At 64.4% G+C, this 22,101-nt stretch carries 21 protein-coding genes and 1 pseudogene; 10 read left to right on the forward strand and 12 right to left on the reverse strand.

Annotation, left to right across the window (positions count from 1 at the left end; genetic code table 11):
* The first annotated feature begins 412 nt into the window (after positions 1–412).
* Positions 413–1,888: a lipopolysaccharide biosynthesis protein gene (locus ENE74_RS16905; protein WP_127692053.1), complete on the forward strand. Its 1,476-nt coding sequence runs from the start codon at positions 413–415 to the stop codon at positions 1,886–1,888.
* Between the two features lie 20 nt (positions 1,889–1,908).
* Here the strand turns inward: ENE74_RS16905 and ENE74_RS16910 are convergent, their stop codons facing one another.
* Positions 1,909–2,337, reverse strand: a complete 429-nt coding sequence (locus tag ENE74_RS16910) for a CBS domain-containing protein (protein WP_127692054.1) — start codon at positions 2,335–2,337, stop codon at positions 1,909–1,911.
* Between the two features lie 85 nt (positions 2,338–2,422).
* Here ENE74_RS16910 and ENE74_RS16915 point away from each other — a divergent pair, with 85 nt between their 5' ends.
* Together ENE74_RS16915 and ENE74_RS16920 are read left to right on the forward strand one after the other, a co-directional pair.
* Positions 2,423–2,722 (forward strand): hypothetical protein, encoded by a 300-nt coding sequence (locus tag ENE74_RS16915; RefSeq protein WP_127692055.1) that lies wholly within the window; start codon positions 2,423–2,425, stop codon positions 2,720–2,722.
* Positions 2,715–3,101: an acyl-CoA thioesterase gene (locus tag ENE74_RS16920; RefSeq protein WP_127692056.1), complete on the forward strand. Its 387-nt coding sequence runs from the start codon at positions 2,715–2,717 to the stop codon at positions 3,099–3,101. The genes ENE74_RS16915 and ENE74_RS16920 overlap by 8 nt, the downstream gene beginning before the upstream one ends.
* 3 nt (positions 3,102–3,104) lie before the next feature.
* On the opposite strand, the gene ENE74_RS16925 is transcribed toward ENE74_RS16920, so the two are convergent.
* The 7 genes and pseudogenes from ENE74_RS16925 to hisS all read right to left on the reverse strand — a co-directional run bounded on the left by ENE74_RS16925 (position 3,105) and on the right by hisS (position 10,859).
* Positions 3,105–4,646: a DUF4139 domain-containing protein gene (locus tag ENE74_RS16925; RefSeq protein WP_127692057.1), complete on the reverse strand. Its 1,542-nt coding sequence runs from the start codon at positions 4,644–4,646 to the stop codon at positions 3,105–3,107.
* Between the two features lie 11 nt (positions 4,647–4,657).
* Positions 4,658–6,061 carry a DUF4139 domain-containing protein gene (locus ENE74_RS16930; protein ID WP_420902607.1) on the reverse strand — a complete coding sequence of 468 codons (1,404 nt, stop codon included), beginning with the start codon at positions 6,059–6,061 and terminating at the stop codon, positions 4,658–4,660.
* Between the two features lie 132 nt (positions 6,062–6,193).
* Entirely contained in the window at positions 6,194–6,565 is a 372-nt protein-coding gene (locus ENE74_RS18705; RefSeq protein WP_338142998.1) for a hypothetical protein, read from the reverse strand.
* A 432-nt stretch (positions 6,566–6,997) separates the two neighbouring features.
* Positions 6,998–7,195, reverse strand: a pseudogene (locus ENE74_RS18710) (DUF4167 domain-containing protein); the annotation flags it as partial.
* A gap of 338 nt (positions 7,196–7,533) precedes the next feature.
* Positions 7,534–8,358: a peptide chain release factor N(5)-glutamine methyltransferase gene (gene prmC / locus ENE74_RS16940; RefSeq protein WP_127692059.1), complete on the reverse strand. Its 825-nt coding sequence runs from the start codon at positions 8,356–8,358 to the stop codon at positions 7,534–7,536.
* 132 nt (positions 8,359–8,490) lie between these two features.
* The gene (prfA, locus tag ENE74_RS16945) at positions 8,491–9,588 is read right to left on the reverse strand and encodes a peptide chain release factor 1 (RefSeq protein WP_127692060.1); all 1,098 of its coding nucleotides are present in this window, start codon (positions 9,586–9,588) and stop codon (positions 8,491–8,493) included.
* Positions 9,585–10,859, reverse strand: coding sequence for a histidine--tRNA ligase (gene hisS / locus ENE74_RS16950; protein WP_127692061.1), 1,275 nt, complete (start codon positions 10,857–10,859; stop codon positions 9,585–9,587). The genes prfA and hisS overlap by 4 nt, the downstream gene beginning before the upstream one ends.
* 298 nt (positions 10,860–11,157) lie before the next feature.
* Between hisS and ENE74_RS16955 the strand changes: the two genes are divergently transcribed.
* Both ENE74_RS16955 and ppa read left to right on the forward strand, forming a co-directional pair.
* Positions 11,158–13,080, forward strand: a complete 1,923-nt coding sequence (locus ENE74_RS16955; protein ID WP_127692062.1) for a M61 family metallopeptidase — start codon at positions 11,158–11,160, stop codon at positions 13,078–13,080.
* 53 nt (positions 13,081–13,133) lie between these two features.
* Positions 13,134–13,682: an inorganic diphosphatase gene (ppa, locus tag ENE74_RS16960; protein WP_127692063.1), complete on the forward strand. Its 549-nt coding sequence runs from the start codon at positions 13,134–13,136 to the stop codon at positions 13,680–13,682.
* 103 nt (positions 13,683–13,785) lie between these two features.
* Here the strand turns inward: ppa and yczR are convergent, their stop codons facing one another.
* Positions 13,786–15,270, reverse strand: a complete 1,485-nt coding sequence (yczR, locus tag ENE74_RS16965) for a MocR-like transcription factor YczR (RefSeq protein ID WP_420902608.1) — start codon at positions 15,268–15,270, stop codon at positions 13,786–13,788.
* Positions 15,271–15,343: 73 nt separating this feature from the next.
* On the opposite strand from yczR, the gene yczE reads away from it, so the two are divergent.
* Entirely contained in the window at positions 15,344–15,958 is a 615-nt protein-coding gene (yczE, locus tag ENE74_RS16970) for a membrane protein YczE (RefSeq protein WP_127692064.1), read from the forward strand.
* A gap of 92 nt (positions 15,959–16,050) precedes the next feature.
* On the opposite strand, the gene ENE74_RS16975 is transcribed toward yczE, so the two are convergent.
* Positions 16,051–16,578 (reverse strand): outer membrane protein assembly factor BamE, encoded by a 528-nt coding sequence (locus ENE74_RS16975; RefSeq protein WP_206517755.1) that lies wholly within the window; start codon positions 16,576–16,578, stop codon positions 16,051–16,053.
* Positions 16,579–16,789: 211 nt separating this feature from the next.
* On the opposite strand from ENE74_RS16975, the gene ENE74_RS16980 reads away from it, so the two are divergent.
* Positions 16,790–17,320, forward strand: coding sequence for a ubiquinol-cytochrome C chaperone family protein (locus tag ENE74_RS16980; protein WP_127692075.1), 531 nt, complete (start codon positions 16,790–16,792; stop codon positions 17,318–17,320).
* On the forward strand, positions 17,317–17,877 hold the full coding sequence (locus ENE74_RS16985; RefSeq protein ID WP_127692066.1) for a YceD family protein: 561 nt from the start codon (positions 17,317–17,319) through the stop codon (positions 17,875–17,877). Before ENE74_RS16980 ends, ENE74_RS16985 begins: the two co-directional genes overlap by 4 nt.
* A 142-nt stretch (positions 17,878–18,019) precedes the next feature.
* Here the strand turns inward: ENE74_RS16985 and ENE74_RS16990 are convergent, their stop codons facing one another.
* A complete protein-coding gene (locus ENE74_RS16990; RefSeq protein ID WP_127692067.1) occupies positions 18,020–19,510 on the reverse strand; it encodes an RNA-dependent RNA polymerase family protein in 1,491 nt (496 codons plus the stop codon).
* A gap of 70 nt (positions 19,511–19,580) precedes the next feature.
* On the opposite strand from ENE74_RS16990, the gene ENE74_RS18345 reads away from it, so the two are divergent.
* Both ENE74_RS18345 and dinB read left to right on the forward strand, forming a co-directional pair.
* Positions 19,581–19,964 (forward strand): hypothetical protein, encoded by a 384-nt coding sequence (locus tag ENE74_RS18345; protein WP_164847536.1) that lies wholly within the window; start codon positions 19,581–19,583, stop codon positions 19,962–19,964.
* Between the two features lie 69 nt (positions 19,965–20,033).
* Positions 20,034–21,149: a DNA polymerase IV gene (gene dinB / locus ENE74_RS16995; RefSeq protein ID WP_127692068.1), complete on the forward strand. Its 1,116-nt coding sequence runs from the start codon at positions 20,034–20,036 to the stop codon at positions 21,147–21,149.
* Positions 21,150–21,164: 15 nt separating this feature from the next.
* Here the strand turns inward: dinB and ENE74_RS17000 are convergent, their stop codons facing one another.
* The gene (locus ENE74_RS17000; protein WP_127692069.1) at positions 21,165–21,983 is read right to left on the reverse strand and encodes a DUF1134 domain-containing protein; all 819 of its coding nucleotides are present in this window, start codon (positions 21,981–21,983) and stop codon (positions 21,165–21,167) included.
* Positions 21,984–22,101: the final 118 nt, after the last annotated feature.

Below are 22,101 nucleotides of genomic sequence, written 5' to 3' on the forward strand. Positions count from 1 at the left end.
CGCCAAAGCATAAACCAAAAAGCCCATGCCCCAGCAAAACGCTACAAGGAACGACTTGGCTTTATCTGATTACCCGGCGCCATAAAACCACCAGAAACCAGTGCCGTCGCCCACATGTCCCTTCATCATACTAACTATGTCAAAGAACCGTAACACTCAACATAAGAGGCGGACAGTTAGTGTTCCCCGCTATTGCTATCGGGGGACAGTCTGTCCAACTATGCTGGCGACCGTAGAAGGCGCTGTCAGTAGGCAGCGCCCTTCCGGTGAGAGGGCATATATGGAGGCGGTTCCGGCCCGTCAAACGCTTTTTGCAATTTTATTTCAGAAAAAATTGGGACCTGAAGGATAGAAGCGACTCCGAGATGTTTCGCCCGGCGCACGCATGCGCCCTGGAAAATGCCGGAGATATATGAGCTTGAACGACGCCGACGCCACTGACGCAGGCTTTGCAGCGCGCATCCGCAGCGCGCTGTTCTGGCGGTCGGGCAGCCAGATCGTGGCGCAAATGATAAGCTGGACGTCCACTCTGGCCGTCATACGGCTGCTCGATCCCGCCGATTACGGCCTGTTCGCGATGACGCAGGTCATTTTGAACTTCATGGCCTTTCTGAATGGCTATGGCCTGGTCAGCGCGCTCGTACAGTCCGAGACGCTCGATTCGCACAGGTTGCGCCAGGCCTTCGGCATCATGCTGCTGCTGAACGGGGCGTTGGCGCTGCTTCAACTGGCGATCGCCCCCGTCGCAGCCGATTATTACGAACAGCCGCTGATCGCAGACCTTCTGCGGGTGCAGGCGCTCATCTATCTGGCGACGCCGTTCATATCGATTCCCGAAGCCGTCATGGGACGGTCGCTCGACTTCCGGCGCCCGGCGATCGTCAATCTGGTCGCCGCGGCCGCGGCAGCCGCCATGGCAATCGGCGGCGCTATGGCCGGATGGGGGGTGTGGACGCTGGTTTACGCGCCGCTGACGCTGTTCTGGGTGAAGGGCATAGGCTACAGCATCGCAACCCGGTTCCTGCCGGTCCCAAGCTTCGACTTTCGCGGTACAGGGGCGATGGTCGCCTTCGGCGCGTCGCTGCTGGGGTCGCAGCTTTTCTGGATCGTACAGAGCCAGGCGGACGTCTTCATCGCCGGGCGATGGCTGTCGCCGCACGAACTGGGCCTTTATGCCGAAGCCCTTTTCCTGACCCAGATTTTTGTCAGCAAGTTCATCCCCCCGCTCAATGACGTGGCATTCCCGGCCTATGCCCGGATGCAGAGGGACCCCGCGCGAATCGCCGCTTCCTTCTGCAAGGCGGTGCGGTTGTTGCTGCTGGTGTCCTGCCCCCTCTATTTCGGTATGGCGGTGACAGCCGAACCGCTGGTCGCCACCCTGTTCGGCGAGAAATGGCTGGCGATGGCGCCCTTCGTCAGGGTGCTGGCCTTCGCGATGCCGTTCATGACGCTGCAGGTGATGTTCGCCCCAGTATCCAATGCCCTGGGCCGCCCCGGCATCACCGCGCGCGTATCCATGGCGGGTGCCGTCATCATGCCAGTCGCGTTTCTGGCGGGCATTCGCTTTGGCGCGATCGGCCTGGCCTGGGCCTGGTTGCTTGCGTTTCCACTGTTGACGCTGGTGACCGTGCGTCTCGCAGGCAAGCCGATGGGGCTGAAGGCGGGCGATCTGCTGACGGCGGCGATGCCTGCCGTGACCGCATCGGTGGCCATGGCCGTAATCGTGGCCGGGATCGACCTTATGCTGCCGCCACTGGCCGCGCCGCTGCGCCTGGCGGCGTTGATCGGCACAGGCGCGGCCAGCTTTGCCGCGATCCTGCTGCTGTTCGCGCGGCCGACGATCGACGAGATAATCAATCTCGTCGTCCGCCGCAGCATGCCCGCGTGAACGCCGGACAGGCTGCGGCGTCAAGCGCTCTGGATATAGTCGCGCAGCGCAGCAGCCTCCGCCTCGATCCGGTCGATGCGATATTTGACGAGATCGCCGATCGACACGAAGCCGACCAGCACGCCGCCGTCGACCACGGGCAAATGACGAATACGCCGCCGCGTCATCAGCGAGAGCGCCGAAATGACGGGCATGTCCGATTCGATCGTCACGGCGGGCGCGGTCATTGCATCGCGAACCAGCGCCTCCAGCATCGCCGGGCCACTGTGTCCGAGTTGATGCACCACATCCCGTTCGGAGAAGATGCCGACGACCTGGCCGTGATCGACCACGGGAACGCATCCGATTCGCTTCTCCGCCAGCAACGCCACCACGGACAGCACCGTCGCCTCGGGAGAAACCTGCAGCACGTCGCTGCCCTTGGTCTTGAGAATTGCCGCTATCGTCATCGCTCTCTCCCGTCTTGGGCCGCTTTTGGGCCGCTTTGTGGTTGGGGGACTTGATGATCCCATGTCCAGCGGCCAAAGGGAAGAGATGAAGCGCGGCCAGGCCCTCGACGATCCGGAAATCGCAGCGACAGCTTGGGCCCACTATCGCCGTATCATGGCGTGGATGGCGGTGTGCGCCATCGGCTGTGTCGGTCTGGCCATCGCCGCCCTGTGGTATTGGACCGGGCCGATGCCGCTGCACATGATCATCGCCACGGCAATCGGCGTCTTCTTTACCTTCATGCTCGGGACCGGCCTGATGGGCCTGCTGTTTCTTTCCAGCGGAACGGGGCATGACGAACAGGTCGAGGACCGCATGAAAGGGATGATCGACATCGATGACTGAGACTGTTGCAGAAAGGCGCGATCCGATATTGCGCACCGTGCCGCGCCCCGGCGACATCAACGCCAATGGCCATATTTTCGGTGGCTGGGTGCTGAGCCAGATGGACATCGCGGGCGGCATCATTGCCCATCGTGCCGCTGGTGGTGCAGTGGCCACTGTCGCGATCGAGGCGATGGAGTTCATCGCGCCGATCCTGTTGCAGGATTTGATTTCCGTCTATGCGCACATCGAACGGCGCGGGCGCACGTCGCTCGCGATCCGTATCCATGTCGTTGCCACGCGCGGCGGCGCCGAGACGCAGGTTCCGGTGACGAGCGGCCTGTTCACATTCGTCGCGCTGGATGAGAACCACAGGCCGCGCGCACTGCCGCCTGGCTGAGGGTCAACGTTCGCTGGCAATCGTATAGCGCAGGCGCGCGGTGCCGTTGGCAGGGACGCTGGTGCTCCAGAGCCACGCACCATCCTTGCGCGAGAGTTTAGTGCTTTTGGAGATCAGCTGGTCCTCGTCATCCGCCCTGATCCGTATTTCGACCGACACCGCGCGATCCGCAGCATTGCTGAGCGTCAGTTGCCGCACGGGGCGATCGTCCGTTGATTCTGGCGCTCGGCCGAAGGTCAGAAAATGCTGGCTGCTCTCGCCCGCGTCCAGCTTCACGGTTTCGCCGATGGCGTGATCGCGCAGGCGGCTGTCGGCAAGCAGCAGCGATTCGCCCGCGTGTGTGGGCGCGAATATCGCGACGCCACCGGACGGGAGCGGCAAGCCGAGACCGCCCTTCGTCTCGTTCTGCATCCGGATCATGCGCTTGAGAGGGCGTGGGGTATCATCTTCATCTTCAGCCAAAATGTCCGCCGCGTAGAAGAGCGTGAACGGCACGGTCGCGCGCTGTAGCAAGGCGACCTGCTTCTGCCCGTTGGCGTTGACGTCCACCTGCATCGGGACGCGATAGAGTTTGAGATCGCCCAGATCCTCCTGCCGGGCGATGCGAGACCCCGTCACGACGACATCTTCCATGGCCTCCGCCCGCATCATGATGGGCGCGGGCGCAGCGGGCGGAGGCGGCGATGGTGGCGGATAACCGCCATCCGGCGTCAGATCATAACGCGGCAACGGCCAGCAACGCAGCGACAGATAAGCTGAGTGAGGCTGGCCGTCGATCGCATCATAATCCGATTCGCGATTGAGCCGCCCCGCAACCGCCAGCAATTGCGCATCGGGCAGGCTGATACTGTTGCCGTTGGCGACGGTCAGCCAGGCGAAGAGGTCCAGCGTCCTGCCATCGGGCGCGACGCGGACGACATAATTGGCGGCCCAGTCGAACCCGGTGGCAAGATAAGTGAGCGTGACATCCGCCGTGACGCCTTGCGGACTGGATGTCGTCACCGACAGCGTAGGTTTTGCCGACAAGCCCGAGGGGATGGCGTCGTAAGACAGCCCCTCAGGAAGGCCAGAGCAGCGCAACCCCTCGAAGCCCTCCGCCGTTTGCAGGACCACGGCATTGTCCGGGCCGGACCGGATGACGGCGTCCTGTTCCCGCACTGTGGCGGTCGCGCGATTGGTGCGGCGCAGGTGGACGCGGTTGCCGAGCGTGCCGTCGAGCAGGGCAGCGGGGGAAAGCAGCTGGGCGTCCCGGTTCTTCTGGATGACGCCACCGGGCAGGCCGGTCACCACCGCGCTCACCGCAATCATCCCGTCCATCACCCCTTCGAAGCGGATCGTTGCGTCCCCGGCAGGCAATGTGATGCGACGCTTTTCGGTTACCAGCGCGAAGCCGCTCGGGCGATTGGCGTCTATCCCGCCATCGCCGCGATCGGGATCGCGATAGACTGTGACGGCGACCGATTCGGGTGCAGATGATGTGACGACCGTCTGCGCCAGCGCAGGGCCGGCGAAGAACAGTGTCAGCAAGGCTATGGCGGCACGCACCCAGGCGTCCGTCAGTAGCGTGTTTCGAAAACGGCGGTAAGCGTGGCGCGGCCGTTGGCAGGCACGCTGACGATCCAGCGCGCGGCGTTGCTGTTGATCCGCTCGCTGGCCTGACTTTCGCTGACGATGCGTGTGTCGGTGCGGTAAAAGTCCAGTCCCGCCTGCGTCAGCTCGACATCGGCCGCTTTTGGCCGGGCATTGCTCAGTTCATAGCGCATTGTCGTACGCCAGCGGACATCTGACAGGCGCTCGCGCTTCTCCACCACCGGCTGTACCTTCACATCGAAGGCGTCTCCGGTGGACAACGCCAGGGTACTGCCCATCGGCGTATGATCGACGGGGCTTTCGCCGACGAACTGCGGCGCGCCGGAGGCATCCTTCATGTAGAAGCGCACGGTCCCGGCGGGAAGCGCATCGCCCAGCCCTGCGCCATCTTTGCCCGAGGTCGAGAAAGTGACGATGCTGCGCGCGCTTTGCGGCTCCTCGAAACTGCCGAGCCAGGCGTTGCGGAAGGCATAGCCTGCCTTGGCTGGCACGGCCTGCACATCGAGGAAGCTGACCTGTTTTGTCTGCCGGTCGGCGATCGTTGTGCGGGCGGCCAGCGGATAGAGATAGAAATCGCCGAGTTGCTCCCGCCCGGCTGTTTCGGTGTCGGCGGAGCGCACGGTGTTGCGGTTGCGCGGGCGATAGGCATTCCTGTCGCCCTGATTGACGCTCCCCGCGACAAGCAAGGTGCGCGCGTTGGTGTAGGTCGTGCCGCTGTTGTTGGTGAGCGTCACCCAGCCCTGCACATCGATGCGGCCTGCCGCTGCATCAAACAAGGCGACATAATCCGCGTTCCAGCCCAGACCCGGCGTCAGATAGCGCAACGAGGCGGCGCGGGTGCCGCCGCGGTTGCTGTCCACCGTAACCGATAGCGTGGGCCGGGCGCGCAGATTGGGCGGCAGCGAATCATAGATGACGCGGACGGGCAGGCCATCGTCGCGCAGCACCTCGATCCGCCCACCGACGCGCAGCACGACGCCGCCGTTGACCGCCAGCACCGTCGCGCTCTCGCGCGTTTCCGCGCCGGTCGCTACATTGGTGCGGACGATGGTGATGGTCTGGCCGACGGCCTTTTCCATGAGCTTCTGCGGCGAGAGAAGATCGAAGTCGAAGTTCTGCTCGACGATGCTGGTGGCGTCCGCCGCGAAGGATACTGTCTCCGGGCGGATACGCGCGGACACGTCCGGAAACTCCAGCCGCACGATGCCCTGGCCGATCGGCAGCGGCCGGACATCCTGCACCAGCGCCAGATCATTATTGTAGATGGTGACGGCGATATCGCCCTGCGCCGACGGCTGGGCGGTCGCAGGCACCGTCATGACAAGGGCCGACACAAGCCCGGAGGCAAGGAGGCGGGCAGCACGCAGCATCGAAACTCTCCTGTCGTTTATGTGCGACAGTGGCCGATAATGTGGGTGAAGGGAATCCCCCTTCGATCCTGCAAAAAAGGGGGCAGCGCCGTGCAGCCCTGCCCCCTTGGCCATTTCTGTGCGGCGTTTCGCCTATTCGGCGGCCTCCGTTGCCGCAGGCCGACGCGCGCGCGGGCGCTTGCGCGGCGCTTCGGCGACCTCGGCCTCTTCGCTGTCATTGTCGGCACGGGCGATGGCAGGCGGCAATACAGCAAGGTCGAGACCGGTCGGCTCGTCTCCGCTATCCTCCTCGCGCGGACGACGCTGGCGCAGACCACGGCGGGGGCGCTCGGCATCCTTGGCGACGGGCGCATCCGCGCTCACGGTTGCGATGCCATCATCGTCCTCACGGGTGGTGTCGGCGTCCTCGATCTGCGCCAATGGCTGGGGCTGGGGCTGGGACTGGGGCTGGGGCTGGCGCGGCGGACGCCCGCGGCGACGCGGCTCGGCCGTCGCGGCCTGCACGGGCGCTTCCTCGGCGGCGTCTTCCCGGCGCGGCTGCGGTTGCGCAGGCGGCTGATGCTGTCCCTGCGGCTGACGGTCGCGGCGATTGTGATCCCGATCCCGATCGCGGTCACGATTGCCATCGCGCTGGCCCTGCTCACGGTTATCCCGACCATGATCGCGGGTCACGTCACGTCCGTTTTCGCGATTGTCGCGTTGGCCGTTGCCTTGCTGCCCATGACCCTGCTGTCCATTGCCCTGATGGGCATAGGCACCGCGGTCGTCGTAATCGGCATTGCCGTCGGCACCGTCGAAATCGTCACCATCGGATTCGGGGTCCCATGGGCGCTGCGGCTGGCGTTCGCGCTGGATGCCCTGCGCCTCTTCCTGTCGTGCGCGATTGTCGGCAAGGACGCGGAAATAATGGTCGGCGAACTGCAGATAATATTCCGCGTTCACCCGGTCGCCGGACAATTGCGCATCGCGCGCCATGTTGCGGTATTTTTCCAGCAACTGGGCGGCATTGCCGCGCGCCCGACTGTCAATCCGGTTTCCATTATCGTTGCCGCCCCGGCTTTGCCCGCCGGACCGGCCATTATTATTGTTGTTCCGGCCACGATTGCGGCGACCGGCCTGACGATTGTTAATCAATGGTGGTTCCTAGTATCAAAGTAATCCCTAGAAGCGCCTGCCCATGGAGACGCTCGATCCCCTGTTTCACCCGATTGTCAGACCGTTGCCCATGACATCGCTGCAATCGTTCACCGCACCGCTCCGGTCTTTCAGGGCATGGCTGCGCAGGGCCGGAGGTTCCATGACGGAAGCCCGAACCCCCAGCCTGCCGACGGCGCGTACCAATCCAGCGCCATCATGACTTTGGGAGCAGGTATTGCCCGTCCCTTCCGGACCACGGCTTTCCCTGAGCCCATCTCCTAAACGGTCGAAAAGGGGAAACCAAGGAAAATCGCATTGCTGGCTTGCAAATAAGCCTAGGCATGGTGGATTTGCAGGCACCGGTCCTGCCCGGCGATATCGCGCCGCACCGTTACATCAAACCCCGCTTCGCGAAAAAGGGCAGCGGCGCTTTCCCCCTGGTCGAACCCGATCTCGATCGCCGCGAAGCCATCCGCTGCCAGCAGGCCAGGCAATTGCGGTGCGATGCGGCGGTAATCATCCAGCCCGTCTGCACCGGCAAAAAGCGCCTGATGCGGTTCATGATCCAGCACGTCGCGCGGCAGCTGCGCGGCGGTCGACACATAGGGCGGATTGGCGAGGATCAGATCAAACCGGTCTCCGATCCCCGCCCCCCAGTCGCCCACGCGAAAATCGGCGCGCGCGGCCAAGCCCGTGCGGCGGGCATTGTCCTGCGCAACGGCCAGCGCGGCCTGCGATGCGTCGACGCCAAGACCGGTGGCATCGCACCATATATCGAGCGCCGCAAGCAACAGCGCGCCCGAGCCGGTGCCAAGATCGAGAATGTGTGTCGGCGGTGGCCTGTCGCGGAAATGGTCGATCGCCGCCTCGATCAGCGTTTCGCTGTCCGGCCGGGGGATCAGCACGTCGGGCGTGACGCGCAGGCTGAGCGTCCAGAAATCGCGCGTGCCGGTGATGTGGGCGATTGGCTCGCCACGGGCGCGACGCGCGACAAGAGGGTCGAAGGTCGCGGGTGCGGTCAGGTCACGCAGCTTCAGCAGCAGGTCGCTGCGGTCGATCTCCAGCGCGTGGGCGAGAAGCAGTTCAGCGTCGAGGCGCGGGGTGCCGCTGACGGGGGTGAGGCGAATCGCGGCGAGGCGGAGGGCTTCGGGGGCGAGCATTACCGCCCCCTCAACCGTCATTGCCGCGGTGGCGGGAACCTATGACGTTATCCGCACGGCAGTCGCGTGTCGGGAGATGGGTTCCCGCCTGCGCGGGAATGACGGGGTGTCTTGAGGCGGGCCTTCTCCCGATCACCCTGCCGCGTCCAGTTGCGCGAGCCGTGCCGCTTCATCCTCGGCGATCAGCGCGGCGATCACTTCGTCCAACCCCGGCCCTTCCAGTATCTCCGGCAGACGATGCAGGGTCAGGTTGATGCGGTGGTCGGTCACACGGCCCTGCGGGAAATTATAGGTGCGGATGCGCTCGGATCGGTCGCCCGATCCCACCATCGCCTTGCGCGCGCCGGCCTGCTCGCTTTGCGTCCGCTCCCGCTCGGCTTCGTAGAGGCGCGTGCGCAATATCTTGAGCGCCTTCGCCTTGTTCTTGTGCTGCGATTTCTCGTCCTGCTGCGTCACCACAAGGCCGGTGGGCAGATGGGTGATGCGTACCGCGCTATCGGTGGTGTTGACATGCTGCCCGCCCGAACCAGACGCGCGATAGACGTCGATGCGCAGGTCGGTCGCCTCGTTGATCTGGATGTCGACATCTTCCGGCTCCGGCAGCACGGCGACGGTCGCGGCGGAGGTGTGGATGCGCCCGCCGCTTTCGGTCGTCGGCACACGCTGGACACGGTGGACGCCGCTTTCGAACTTCAGCCGCGCGAACACGCCGGTGCCGGTGACGGAGGCGACGACTTCCTTGAACCCGCCGACATCGGGGGCGTTGGCGGAAATCAGCTCGACTTTCCACCCCTGTTCCTCGGCATATTTCTGATACATGCGGAACAGGTCGCCCGCGAACAGCGCGGCTTCGTCCCCGCCGGTGCCCGCGCGGATTTCGAGCAGGGCGGGCCGTGCATCGGCGGCATCGCGCGGCAGCAGTTGCAGCGCGAGCGCGCGTTCGGCATCGGGCAACTGGCTGCGGAGGAGCGCCATTTCCTCCTGCGCCATTTCGCGCATCAACAGGTCGCCTTCGGGATCGTCACCGCCCGCCATCGTTTCCAGCGCCATCAGCTCCTGCCGCAGGCGGCGCACTTCATGCGCGGCGCGGGCGACCGGCTCCAGCTCGGCATATTGCTTCGACAGGCGCACGAACTCCTCGGGCGGCAAATCGGCGCGCGCCATGTTCGCCTGCACCTCGTCGCGCAGCCGCTCAATCTGGGCAATGCGTTCGGGGGAGATGGAGGTCATCTCGCGCCAGTACCTGCAAACGCATCTATGCCTGCAGAACGCACGAGATCATGGATACGCCGTACTTCCTCAATGTCGTTACCGAGGAGCGGCCGAACGTAGAACTCGCCCCCAGTTGCGCCGGCATCGCGGACGAAAAGGATACCTTGCGCTCCCTTCTTGTTTGCGACTTCGACTTGCCTCTTAGCATTACCCCGAAAGGCCGTTTCGCTCGCTATGCCTGCATTGCGAAGCAACGAAAGCGCGGCATTTGCCTTATCAGTTAGGTGAGGAGCATCAGGGATAACAAATATCGGACGTTGCTGAGCAGGCGCATCAATCAGCATCGCCAGCCGCTCGATCCCCGCAGCCCAGCCCACAGCAGGCGTCACCGGGCCACCCATATTCTCGATCAGGCCGTCGTAGCGCCCGCCGCCCAATACCGTCCCCTGCGCACCAAGGCGGTCAGTGACGAACTCAAACGCTGTGTGGCGGTAGTAATCGAGGCCGCGCACCAGCCGGGCATTGCGCACGTGATTAACGCCCGCTGCTTTCAGGCCGTCCGTGACCTTCTCGAAGAAGGCCCGTGCCTCGTCCGTCAGATAGGCGTCGATATCCGGCGCGCTGTCGGCGATCGGGCGGTCGCGTGGGTCCTTGCTGTCGAGGATGCGGAGCGGATTGCGGTCCAGCCGCGCGAGGCTGTCCTCGCTCAGATCATTCTTGTGCGCGACGAAGTGCCGGACCAGCGCATCGCGCCAGGCGTCGCGGCTGGCGGCATCGCCCAGCGTGTTGAGCGTGAGTGTCACGCCCTCGGCGATGCCCAGTTCCTTCAGCAACTGGTCCGCAAACACCAGCAGTTCCACGTCCGCGCCCGGCTCCGCCGCGCCGATGATTTCCGCGTCGAGCTGATGAAACTGCCGGAAGCGGCCTTTTTGCGGGCGCTCGTAGCGGAAGAGCGGGCCGTGGGTCGCGACTTTCAGCGGCGCATATTGCTGCCAGCCTTCGGTGATGTAGGCGCGGGCGATCCCGGCGGTGAACTCCGGCCGCAAAGTCAGGCTGTCGCCGCCGCGATCCTCGAACGTGTACATTTCCTTGGAAACCACGTCGGTGCTTTCGCCGAGCGAACGCGCGAACACAGCGGTGCTTTCGAATACCGGCACTTCGATGCGCTGGAACCCGTAGAGGCGACGCACCCGGTCGAAGGTCGCGACGACATGCGCGAAGCGGTCCGCCTGTTCGCCCAGCATGTCCTGCGTGCCACGGATCGGTCGGGGAGTTTCGATTTTCGCCATGGGGATGGGCCTGTAGCGGCATTTTTGCGTGAAGGGAACGGGGATGAGGGGCATCCGCAATCCACCTTTACGTTCGGCATTCCCGCCCTTCGACAAGCTCAGGATACACTTCGGCCTTCGGCTGAAGGCGGGAACCTGTCTCGCCAACCGCACGGCAGTCGCCAAGACGGGAGATGGGTTCCCGCCTGCGCGGGAATGACGAAGTGAGGTGGCATAGGGCTGGACGCACGGGAAATCCCCCGGCATGTATTGCTGTCACATTTCCGTCTTTCCCCTACCCTTTCGGAGATTTACCTTTATGCGCCGCAGCCTTGCCGCCGCCCTGCTACTCTCCACCCTGATGACGGTGCCCGCCGCCGCGCAGGAAGCGGTCCGATCGAAGCCGGTCGCCGCCCCCCTGCCCGCCGTACAGATGCCGCAGGATGTGCCCTATCCCGGCGGCACCATCACGCTCGACGTGGATGTGAGTGATACGGTGCAGCGCATCTTTCGCGTGAAGGAAACGATCCCGGTGGCGCAGGCGGGGCCGCTGACGCTTGCCATGCCCGCCTGGCTGCCGGGCAATCATGCGCCGCGCGGGCAGATCGAGAAGCTGACTGGCCTCGTCTTCACCGCCAACGGCAAGGTGCTGCCGTGGACGCGCGATCCGCTGGACGTCTATTCCTTCCGCATCGATGTGCCGGAAGGGGTGCGCACGGTCGTCGCGCAGTTTCAGTTCCTGTCCGCCACCGCGGGCAATCAGGGCCGCGTCGTCGTGACCGACAAGATGCTGAACCTGCAATGGGAAGCCGTCTCGCTTTATCCGGTTGGCTACTTCACGCGGCAGATTCCCGTGAAGGCGACCGTCACCTATCCCGATGGCTGGCAGGCCGCGACGGCGCTGCGTGGACGCAAGAGCGGATCGACCGTGGCCTATGAAACCATCGATTATGAGGCGCTGGTCGATTCGCCGGTGTTCGCGGGTCAATATTTCAAGTCGGTCGATCTTGGGCGCAGCGTGACGCTGAACATCGTTGCCGATGCCGCCGAAAATCTGGTCTACACCGCCGATCAGATGGCCCGCCACAAGAAGCTGGTGGAGGAAAGCGCCGTCCTGTTCGGCGCGATGCATTTCGATCGCTATGATTTTCTGCTGGCGCTGACCGACGAGATGGGCGGCATCGGGCTGGAGCATCATCGTTCGTCCGAAAATGGCGTGAACCCGGAATATTTCACCAAATGGGATGATGGTCCGGGCCGCCGCAACCTGTTGCCGCATGAGTTCGTGCACAGCTGGGACGGCAAGTTTCGTCGGCCGGAAAAGCTGTGGACCCCCGATTTCAAGACGCCGATGCAGGACAATCTGCTGTGGGTCTATGAAGGGCAGACGCAGTTCTGGGGTTATGTGCTGGGTGCCCGCTCGGGCCTCTATTCCAAGGAACAGACACTGGACGCCTATGCCCATATCGCCGCGAAGCTCGATACGACGCGCGGGCGGGAATGGCGGCCGATGGAAGATACCACGCATGATCCGATCATATCCGCGCGCAGGCCCAAGGGCTGGTCGAGCTGGCAGCGTTCGGAAGATTATTACAACGAAGGCATGATGATCTGGCTGGAGGCGGACGCCATCCTGCGTCAGCAGACGCGCGGGGCGAAGGGCCTGGACGATTTCGCAAAGGCCTTCTTCGGCATCAAGCCGGGCGACTGGGGCCAGGTGACCTATGATCGGGAGGAAGTGATCGGGGTGCTGAACAGCCTTGCGCCCTATGACTGGGCAGGCTTTTTCAAGACGCGGGTTGACCTGCCGACGCGCGAAGTGACCAAGAACGGGCTGACGATGGGCGGATACCGCCTTGTCTACGGCGACACCCCCGGTTCGACCACCAAGCAGGTGGAAAAGGACCTGAAAGGCGTCGACCAGAGCTTCGGCGTCGGCATGATCGTAAAGAACGACGGGGAAATCATGGGCCTGACGTGGGACAGCCCGGCGTTCAAGGCCGGGTTGGTCATCGGCGCCAAGGTGCTGGCGGTCAACGGCCGCGAGTTCAGCGGCGACGCATTCAAGGAGGCGCTGACCGCCGCCAAGGATGTCAAGCGACCAGTCGAGCTGATCGTGCGACATGAAAAGACATTCCGCACTATTAAACTCGATTATTCGGGCGGCTTGCGCTATCCGCGCCTCGAAAAGACAGGAGAGGGCGAAGGCAATCTCGACCAGTTGCTGAAACCCAGGACATAACATCCAGATTTTCCGGCACGCAGATATTTCAAGCGTACAGACAAGGGCTATTCATGAACATCGAATTGATTTCCGTTGGCGACGATCCACCCAACAGCCTCAATGTCATCATCGAAGTGCCGGTCGGCGGCGAACCGGTGAAATACGAGTTCGACAAAAAGTCAGGCGCGCTGTTCGTCGATCGCATCCTGCACACGCCGATGCGCTATCCCGCCAATTACGGCTTCGTGCCGCACACGCTTTCGCCCGATGGCGATCCGCTCGATGCGCTGGTGATCGCGCGCTCGCCGTTCGTGCCGGGTTGCGTCGTGCGCGCGCGGCCGATCGCGGTGCTGAACCTGGAGGACGAGGCGGGCGGCGATGAAAAGCTGGTCTGTGTGCCCGACGACAAGACCTTCCCTTATTATTCCGACGTGCACCAGAAAGACGATCTCCCCGGTATCGTGATGGAGCAGATCGAGCATTTCTTCACGCACTACAAGGATCTGGAAAAGCAGAAGTGGGTGCGGATCGGCACCTGGGGCGGAGCGGAAGACGCGCGCCGCATCACGCTGGAGGCCATCGAACGCTATCGCGCCGACAAGGCAGCCAAGGCCGCCTGACGGACTTTCCAGGCACAGCAATGAGGGGCGTCGCGGCTTGGTCGCGGCGCCCCTTTTCATTGTCAGTGGGGTGACACACCACCACCGGAGCGCCCCGAAAGCATCACACGATGTGCTCGGCCTCCTGCGCCCAGGCGGGGGCCGTCGTGATCGGGCGCACCCGGGTACGCAGACGCTCGGCGGCGGCGGCCAGCCGGTCTACCGCAGGCGCGACGTGCGCTGGAGCCAAAGTGAACGGCAGCCGCACGAATCGTTCGAACGCGCCATCGACGCCGAAGCGCGGCCCCGGCGCGATACGCAACCCATGGGCCTGCGCCATGGCGGCCAGTGCCGAGGCCTGTGCCGTCGGCATTTCGACCCAGAGGCTAAGCCCCCCGGCGGGCACCGGCACACGCCAGTCGGGTAGCCGCTCGGCCAGCAGCGCCACGAGCCGGTCGCGCATATCGCGCAATGCCGCCCGCCGCCCGCCATCGGTTGCCACAGTGCCATCGAGCAGCGCGGCGGCAACCAGTTGCTCGGCAACCGGCGTCGCCATGTCGATGCTGCTGCGCAAGCGACCCAGCGCCGCGATTGTCTGGACATCAGCACGGATCCAGCCGATGCGCAGGCCGCCCCAGAAACGCTTGCTTGCCGAACCGATGCTGATGACCGTTCCTGTGTCGTCGCCGTCACTCTCGAACGCGGCGACCGGCGGCACGTCCGCACTCCCCTGACCGAACAGGTCGCCGTCGAGCGCCATGTCCGCCATGGTCTCGTCGATCACCAGCGGTGTGCGGGTGCGTGCGGCTGTCTGCACCAGCGCCCGGCGCGTTGCGGCATCCATATGGCGACCGGTCGGGTTATGATGATCGGCGATGACATAGGCGAAACGCGGCGCGGTCTGTCGCAAAGTGGCATGCCATGCATCGATATCCCAGCCGCTGGCCGGCAGGCCGACCGGCACCGCACGGCAATTGTGCCGGGCGATCGCCAGCAACGCATTGTGATAGGTCGGGTGATCGACCACCACACGATCTCCCGGCCCCGCCAGCAGATGCAGGATGAGGGCGAGACCATGCTGCGCGCCGCTGGTCACCAGAATCTGGTCCGAATGCGTGGGGCAACCCCGGCGGCCATAGTCGGCGGCAATGGCCTCGCGCAGGCGGGGAATGCCCGATGCTTCATAGCCCAGACCCGTCAACCACGCCGGAAGCTGGGCCAGTGCCGCCTCATAGGCCTGCCATAGCCCGGCCGGAGCAGGCAGCGCGGCGGCCGTCCAGTCGATCATGCCCGTGGCATCGTCCTCCACAATGGCCTCGGCGATCGTCCCACCTCCGCCCGGCACCCGCGTGACCGTGCCGGAACCCTGGCGGCTGAGCAGATAGCCTTCGTCACGCAACTGGTTGAACGCGGCAGCGACCGTCGTCCGGCTGATCCCGAGCGCAAACGCCAGTTCCCGCTCGCCCGGCACCCGAACGCCCAGAGGCACCCGTCCGTCCATCACCAGCAGTTTCAGTGCGCGGGCAAGTTGCCGCCAGGCGGGATCGCCAGTGTTGCCGCTCCGCCATTGGCCCAGATGGCGCACAAGCGACGCCGGGCCGATCGTCATATGCATCGACATGAGGCCAATACATCATAAGTGGCTATCGATTACAAGGCCATTAAGACCTATTGGCTTTTGCATGTTGACGACTCACCGCCTGATCCAGCTTCTTCTCGGCCTTGCGCTCTATGGCTTTTCCATGGCGCTGATGCTGCGCGCGAACCTGGGGCTGGACCCGTGGGATGTGCTGCATCAGGGGATCGCGCCAATACTGGGGCTGAGCTTCGGCATGACGGTCAACCTCATAGGTCTGATCGTGCTTCTGCTGTGGATACCGCTGCGGCAGCGGCCGGGCATCGGCACCGTCATGAACATCATCGTCATCGGCACGGTGGTCGATCTGGTGTTGCCGCTGCTCCCCGATCCGGCAGGCTTTGCCCCGCGCTTCGCCATGCTGGTCGCGGGGATAGGGCTCAACGGCATTGCAGGCGGCGCCTATATCGGCGCGGGCCTCGGGCCGGGGCCGCGCGATGGCCTGATGACCGGTCTTTGCGCGCGCACCGGATGGCCGGTCAAGATCGTGCGCACCGCCATCGAACTTGCGGTGCTGGCGACCGGATGGATGCTGGGCGGCACGGTCGGGCTGGGTACGGTGCTCTATGCGGTCACGATCGGCTGGGTGGTGCACCACGCCTTGCCATGGTTCAGGATTGCACCGAAACCCGCGCCGACTGTCGCGGCCTTATCCCCCTAACCAACCTCGCTCACGAACCCCCTGACCGGTTGGTGTAGACCCACGCCGACCGGTCCTTTTTCGTCAGGCCCGCATGGTGTGCGTCACGCAGCTTAGCTGCCGTTCGGGCCGGGGCCGCCCGCCCCGCCACCGGGCGCGCCGCCGGCGCCGACCGCGCCGATATTCCCGAAGATCTCATCGAACAGGCTGCGGTTGCGGCCCAGCGTCGGCGTCTTGTCGCCGCTGGGCGAGATGCGCGCCACCTGCTCCAGCCCGGTGCGATCCACCGCGACGACATTGCCCGCCGGGTCGAAACGGACACGCAACACCGTCTGGTCGGTGGGGCGCGGCGAGGCGAAGGCGAGTTGCCGCATGTCGCGCGAGACATAATACCAGTCCTGCTGGCCGAACTGCGCCGTGAAGGTCGGGCGTCCGAGCGTCAGTTCCACCGACTCGCGGTTGTCGATGCCCGGCTGCACCGAATCGACCAGCAGCTTGTCCACCTGATAGCCCTGATGCGTGCGGATGCGCGCGCAGCCGGATGCGCCCAGCAGCAACGCCAGCGCGCTGATCGCCAGCGGAACGCGGCCCAACGAAGAACGGCCCGGAAACGAAGGGGGGCCGGGGCGGGTATCGCGCATGAACTTCTCCTGACGGCACATTCGGGCGGCATTATGCCGCAAAACTGCAAAGGGGCGGTAATGCCACGGCCGGATGTTGGCCATTGCATTGCGCGCCCCGCCAATCAATATGGAAATGCGCGTGGGTAGACAAGGCCGATGCCGCACAGGCGCGGCTTCGGTCGTGCCCCTGCCCCGTTTCAACCCTCTGGATGACTGGCCCCTTTCGCTCATGTCCCTGCTCGACCGCCTGTTCCCGTCGCTGCGCACCCAGGCCGATCCGCGCGCTGCGCTGCGCCCGCTCTATGCCGCCATCGTCGCGCGCGGCCGCGCGCCGCACTGGTATGCGCAAGGGGCGGTGCCCGATACGCTCGACGGGCGGTTCGACATGATCGCCGCTATATTGTGCGCCGTGCTGCTGCGGCTGGAGGGCGAGGACGCGGCGCGGCAGGGCAGCGTGTGGCTGACCGAAATCTTCATCGAGGACATGGACGGGCAACTGCGGCAGATCGGCATCGGCGACATGATCGTCGGCAAGCACATCGGCAAGATGATGAGCGCATTGGGTGGGCGGCTGACCGCCTATCGCGCGGGCCTGACGCCGGAGGGCGACCTGAACGGCGCGCTGGTGCGCAACCTCTATCGGGGCGATGCGCCCGATGCGGCCGCGCTGGATCATGTGGCGAAGGCGCTGCGCGATCTGTGGACGGCGCTCGGCGATACGCCGACGCCCGCGCTGCTGGCCGGGGCGTTGCCGCGATGACGCCGCCGTCGCCGCAGAAGTCAGCGCCCGCGTCCGAGTTCGCCCGCATCGTCAAGCTCGACCAGGCGGTGAGCAACGCCGCAGGCGGCCACATCACCGCCGAGCCGGAGGAATGCGCCGCGCTTGCCCGCCGCTTCGGCTTTGCGCGCATAGACCGGCTGGCAGCGGACTACACGCTGGCGGAGGAAAATGGCGTGCTGATGGCGCGCGGACAGTTGCGCGCGGCGCTTGCCCAGCCCTGCGTCGCGACCGGCGAGCCAGTCGAGGAGACGATCGACCAGCCCTTCGTCATCCGTTTCGCGCGCGAAGGGGAATTGCCGCAGGACGGGGCGCTGGACGAGTTCGAATTGTCCGAGGAAGACTGCGACACGCATTTCTACGCAGGCGGCACGATCGATATCGGCGAGGCGGTGGCGCAGACGCTAGCGCTTGCCGTCACTCCCTATCCCCGCGCGCCCGACGCCGACCAGTGGCTGCGCGCCCGCGGTGTGCTGACCGAAGATCAGGCAGGCCCGTTCGCGGCGCTGGCGGCGCTGAAGGGAAAGCCGGGCGGATAAGGCGCGTGGCGGCGGACGCGAAGTTGCGGAAGTTGCGGCGTTGAAAGTCGCGGAAATACTGGGTGTTTAGTGTTATAGTACGGTTTTGCGCCAATTGTGGTCTTTCAAAAATTGGTTTGTGTCTCCAAAAACCTGTCATTCATTAATTGAAACCAGCTGTCATTTCGCGATCCCGCTTGGTTTTTCGATCAATTGCTCGCGCGAGTTCCTCATCCACGCGGTGTCGAGCGCGCTGCCGCAGTCGCTTGACCTGTCCGTGTATCTTCCGTCCTACTGGACCAAACTCCTCGACGGAACGGATGACGTAGGTCCAGAAGGTCCACGTCTTGCTCGTCGAGGTCGGCTCGAAACCCTCGACCCTGCCGAACCGCTTCGCGAAGTCCTCGAAATTGAACATGTCGCAGAGTTCGGCGTAGGTCTTGCCCGGGTAACGCTTGATAGTGGCCTCGGCTTGTTTGCGGGCGACGGCCGCGACCTTCCTGTGAAGGTTGGACATGGTCGAGTCACGCAGGAAAACATTGCGTCCGTCGTATCGGAAGCCGAGGTACTCCAGCCCATTCCGGCCCTTGCCCGCGATCAGATCACAGTTCTGCCCGCCGTCGCTCTCCCGCGTGTATCGCACGAGGGACGACTTATCCGGCTTGATGAGCAACTCGTCGCCGTGGGCACGGATGCGCGACGGCAACGATTCCATGATCTCGGTCGCCTGATCCACCGACACGGGAAGGACGAGGAGTATGTCGTCAGAGTAGCGGACGTAGCTGCCGCCGAGGCCCGTTGCCAAAGCGTTCATCTCGATGTCGAAGTCGATCAGGTAAAAGTTCGCCAGAAGGTCCGATATGGGTGCCCCCTGCGGTATCCCGTGCAGCTTCTCGTTCGGATCGATAAGTGAAGGGGCCTTGTCGTCCTCGCCAAGTATCTTCTGCCTGAAGTCGTAGGGCGAACAGAGCTGAGTCGGCACGTCCTTGTATGGCACCAGATAGCCATTGATCGGGTGGCCGCCCTTGGTCAGGCTTTTCACGCCGTAGAAGCCAAGGCGGGTGTATGCGTCTACGCGATCGACGACGCGGTACTTGGTGATGTTCTTGAAGACCGCGAAGTGGTCCGGGGGCAGGCGCTGGACGCCCAGCAGGCGGCACCAGAGGGCCTTCAGGCGCTCGTGGTCGATTGACTCGAAGTAGCTGCTGATGTCGACGGCGATGGCACAACAATCACCGAGGTCGCGCACCCTGTCGAACGCCTCACGCGCGAACTGGATGTTGCACTTGCCCCGCCGCCCGTCGCCGTCTGTCAGGATGCGTCGATAGGCGACCGGACAATGGCTGATGCCGAGACGGCTGAGCTCTGCCTCGTATGGGCCGCTCAACAGATGCCGGTAGTACGCGAAGATGTAGGCGTCGCGTCGCGCGGCGTACCTAATCGGGCGGTCTTTGGGCTTAGGCTTCGGCTTGCCGCTGCCCTTGTCGTCGCGGAAGGGTTGCCATTTCTTGGTGTAACGCAGCAGGGGAAAGAAGCCGTTCTTGGCAACACGGTCCGGGCTCGTCACCAAGGCGACGATCTCGGCGGGCTTCAAGATCTGATCGAAATGCGGGTATCGCTTGAGGTCGCTCTTCTTGAGCTGCCAGTCCGTCAATGTCTTCCCCTACAACGAGAGGGGGCGGTAGCAACCGGTTCCATCCGGTTATCGCTTCCGCCCCGCACCGTTGGCAGCGAGCCAGGCGAACCTTGCTCTGTCTGGAAAGAGCTTCGACGAAGTCGAGTATGCTGTCGCTGTAGCGGTCATCGCGGGTTTCGCGATGATCGTTCGGCTGGCGACGCGGGTTTCGGCGTTCAACGGAGTTGCCAATATGACTATCCGCTTTCTGCTTCGGTCCGCGTTCGTCCTTTACAGTCATAACGCGCTACTCTGCCCCCCTACTGAGCAGATGGCGCAGTCATACTTCACCGGCATAATCTGTGTCAATCGCGACACGCCAATGGGTGACCAAAGCAGGAAACTGATGCACGTCAATCACAGGCTTACCGGATATCGAGAAGCCAGTAAGGTAGGGGGCGAGTGGCTGCTTTGCATCTTGCCATTGCTGTGAGCGGACATTCCGCAATCGGCCACTTGCACCCCTTTTGTTCTCCGCCCATTCATGCCATAATCCCGCGCCATGGACCCGCGCGACACACCTTTGCGCAAGATCATCCATATCGACATGGATGCGTTTTTCGCGTCCGTGGAGCAGCGCGATCATCCCGAATTGCGGGGCAGGCCGGTGGTGGTAGGCGGCGGCGGGGCACGGGGCGTGGTGGCGGCGGCGAGCTATGAGGCGCGCGCATTCGGCGTGCGATCGGCCATGCCCGGCGCAAAGGCGCGGCGGCTGTGCCCGGACCTGATCTTCGTGCCGCACCGGTTCGACGTCTATCGCGCGGTATCCCGCCAGATACGGGAGATTTTCGCGCGCTACACCGATGTGATCCAGCCGCTTTCGCTCGACGAGGCCTATCTGGACGTGACGGCGAACCGGCCGGGCATCGCATCGGCCACGCAGATCGCGCAGGAGATTCGGGCGGCGATCCGCACGGAAACGGGGCTGACGGCGTCCGCCGGCGTGTCCTACAACAAGCTGATCGCCAAGCTGGCGTCGGACGAGAACAAGCCCGACGGGCTGTGCGTGATCCGGCCCGAACAGGGCGCGGCGTTCATCGCGACGCTACCCGTCCGGCGCATCCATGGCATCGGCCCGGTAACGGCCGGACGGATGCAGGCGCTGGGCATAGCGACGGGTGCCGATCTGGCGGCGCAGTCGCTGTCGTTCCTGCGATCCCATTTCGGCAGCATGGCGGACTATTATTCCGGTGCGGCGCGCGGAATCGACCATCGCCCGGTGCGGGCGCGGGAAGCGGCGAAATCGATCAGCGTCGAGGATACCTTCGGCGAGGACATCGCCGATCCCGCCTTGCTGCACGGAGAGCTGGCGCGGATCGGCGAGCGGCTGTGGCCGCGCATCGCGGCCTCCGGCATGCGTGGGCGGACGGTAACGCTGAAGATCAAGTTCGGGGATTTTGCGATCATCACACGGTCGCGCACCGTGGCCGCGGGGGTGCGCGACGCAGCAGGCCTGATGCAGATCGGCCATGCGCTGCTGGACGAGGCACAACCGCTGCGCATGGGTGCGCGGCTGCTGGGTCTGGGGCTGCACAATCTGCGGCCCGCGGAGGCTCTGACGCACGACGGCGCGGGTGACGGGCCCGCGATACCCGCGCAACTGGCGCTAGCGATCTGAACGGGCGTTACCGCCTCAGAAAGGCAGCCAGTTCCGCTTCTCGCTGAACTTCATATAGCCCGCGTTGACGCCCAGGCGATAACCGACGCCCAGCCGGATCGGGATCAGCACCACATCGCCCCAGCGCAGATAGCTCGCCGTGAAGCCGCCGACGAAATAGGCACCCCCCTCCCCCGCCGGAAACCGGTGATACAGGTCTTGCGTGTCGTAGAGATTGTAGACGAGCACGAAGGTATTGGCCGCATTCCCGCCGACGTCGAAGCCGATCGACGGGCCGGTCCAGTAGACGTCGCGCGTCCCTTCCACCTTGTGGTTGAGCGTGCCCGAGCCATAGCGCAGGCCTACCACGAACGCGCCCGACGCCTCGCGCCCGGCGATATAGGCATTGGGCTGGCCCTGATCCTTCAGCACTTTCTCAATGATGCCGGCAAGGCCCGCGGCCCCTTTTCCGAACACGCCTTCGGCCGCGCCAATCAGATCGTCCTTCTGATAGGAGGCGGTCGGCAAGGGCGCGGCGGGCGGCGAAGCAGGCGTCACCGGCGCGCCGGTCGCGGTTTCCGGCACGCCATTGTCGGTCAGGACGGCAGGCGGTGGTGCGCCGGTCTGGCCTTGCGCAGGCGTTGAGGCGGAAGGTGGGGTAGCCGCAGGTGTCGCCCCCTGCGCATCGGGCAAGGGCGCAAGGTCGGCATCGATCGCCATATTGGGATCGACCGTGCGGATCTGCGCGGTGGCAACCGGGGACAAGGCGATGGTGATGGCGCCGAGCGCCAGGGCCATGCCGCGCACGGACCAAGCCGCGCCGCGCCGCGCCGATAGTGAACCAAGCCCGCGCATAGATGTGCCTCCCCGAAATCCGCAAGAATTGCGCAGCCCATCTATCGAAGCGGCCACATGAAACAGCAATGAACGAACGGCGACCCGAGTCGATTCCGCGCCGGACCGAATCCGGCAA

It is taken from the genome of Sphingobium algorifonticola, from assembly GCF_004005485.1.
Classification (GTDB): domain Bacteria; phylum Pseudomonadota; class Alphaproteobacteria; order Sphingomonadales; family Sphingomonadaceae; genus Sphingobium; species Sphingobium algorifonticola.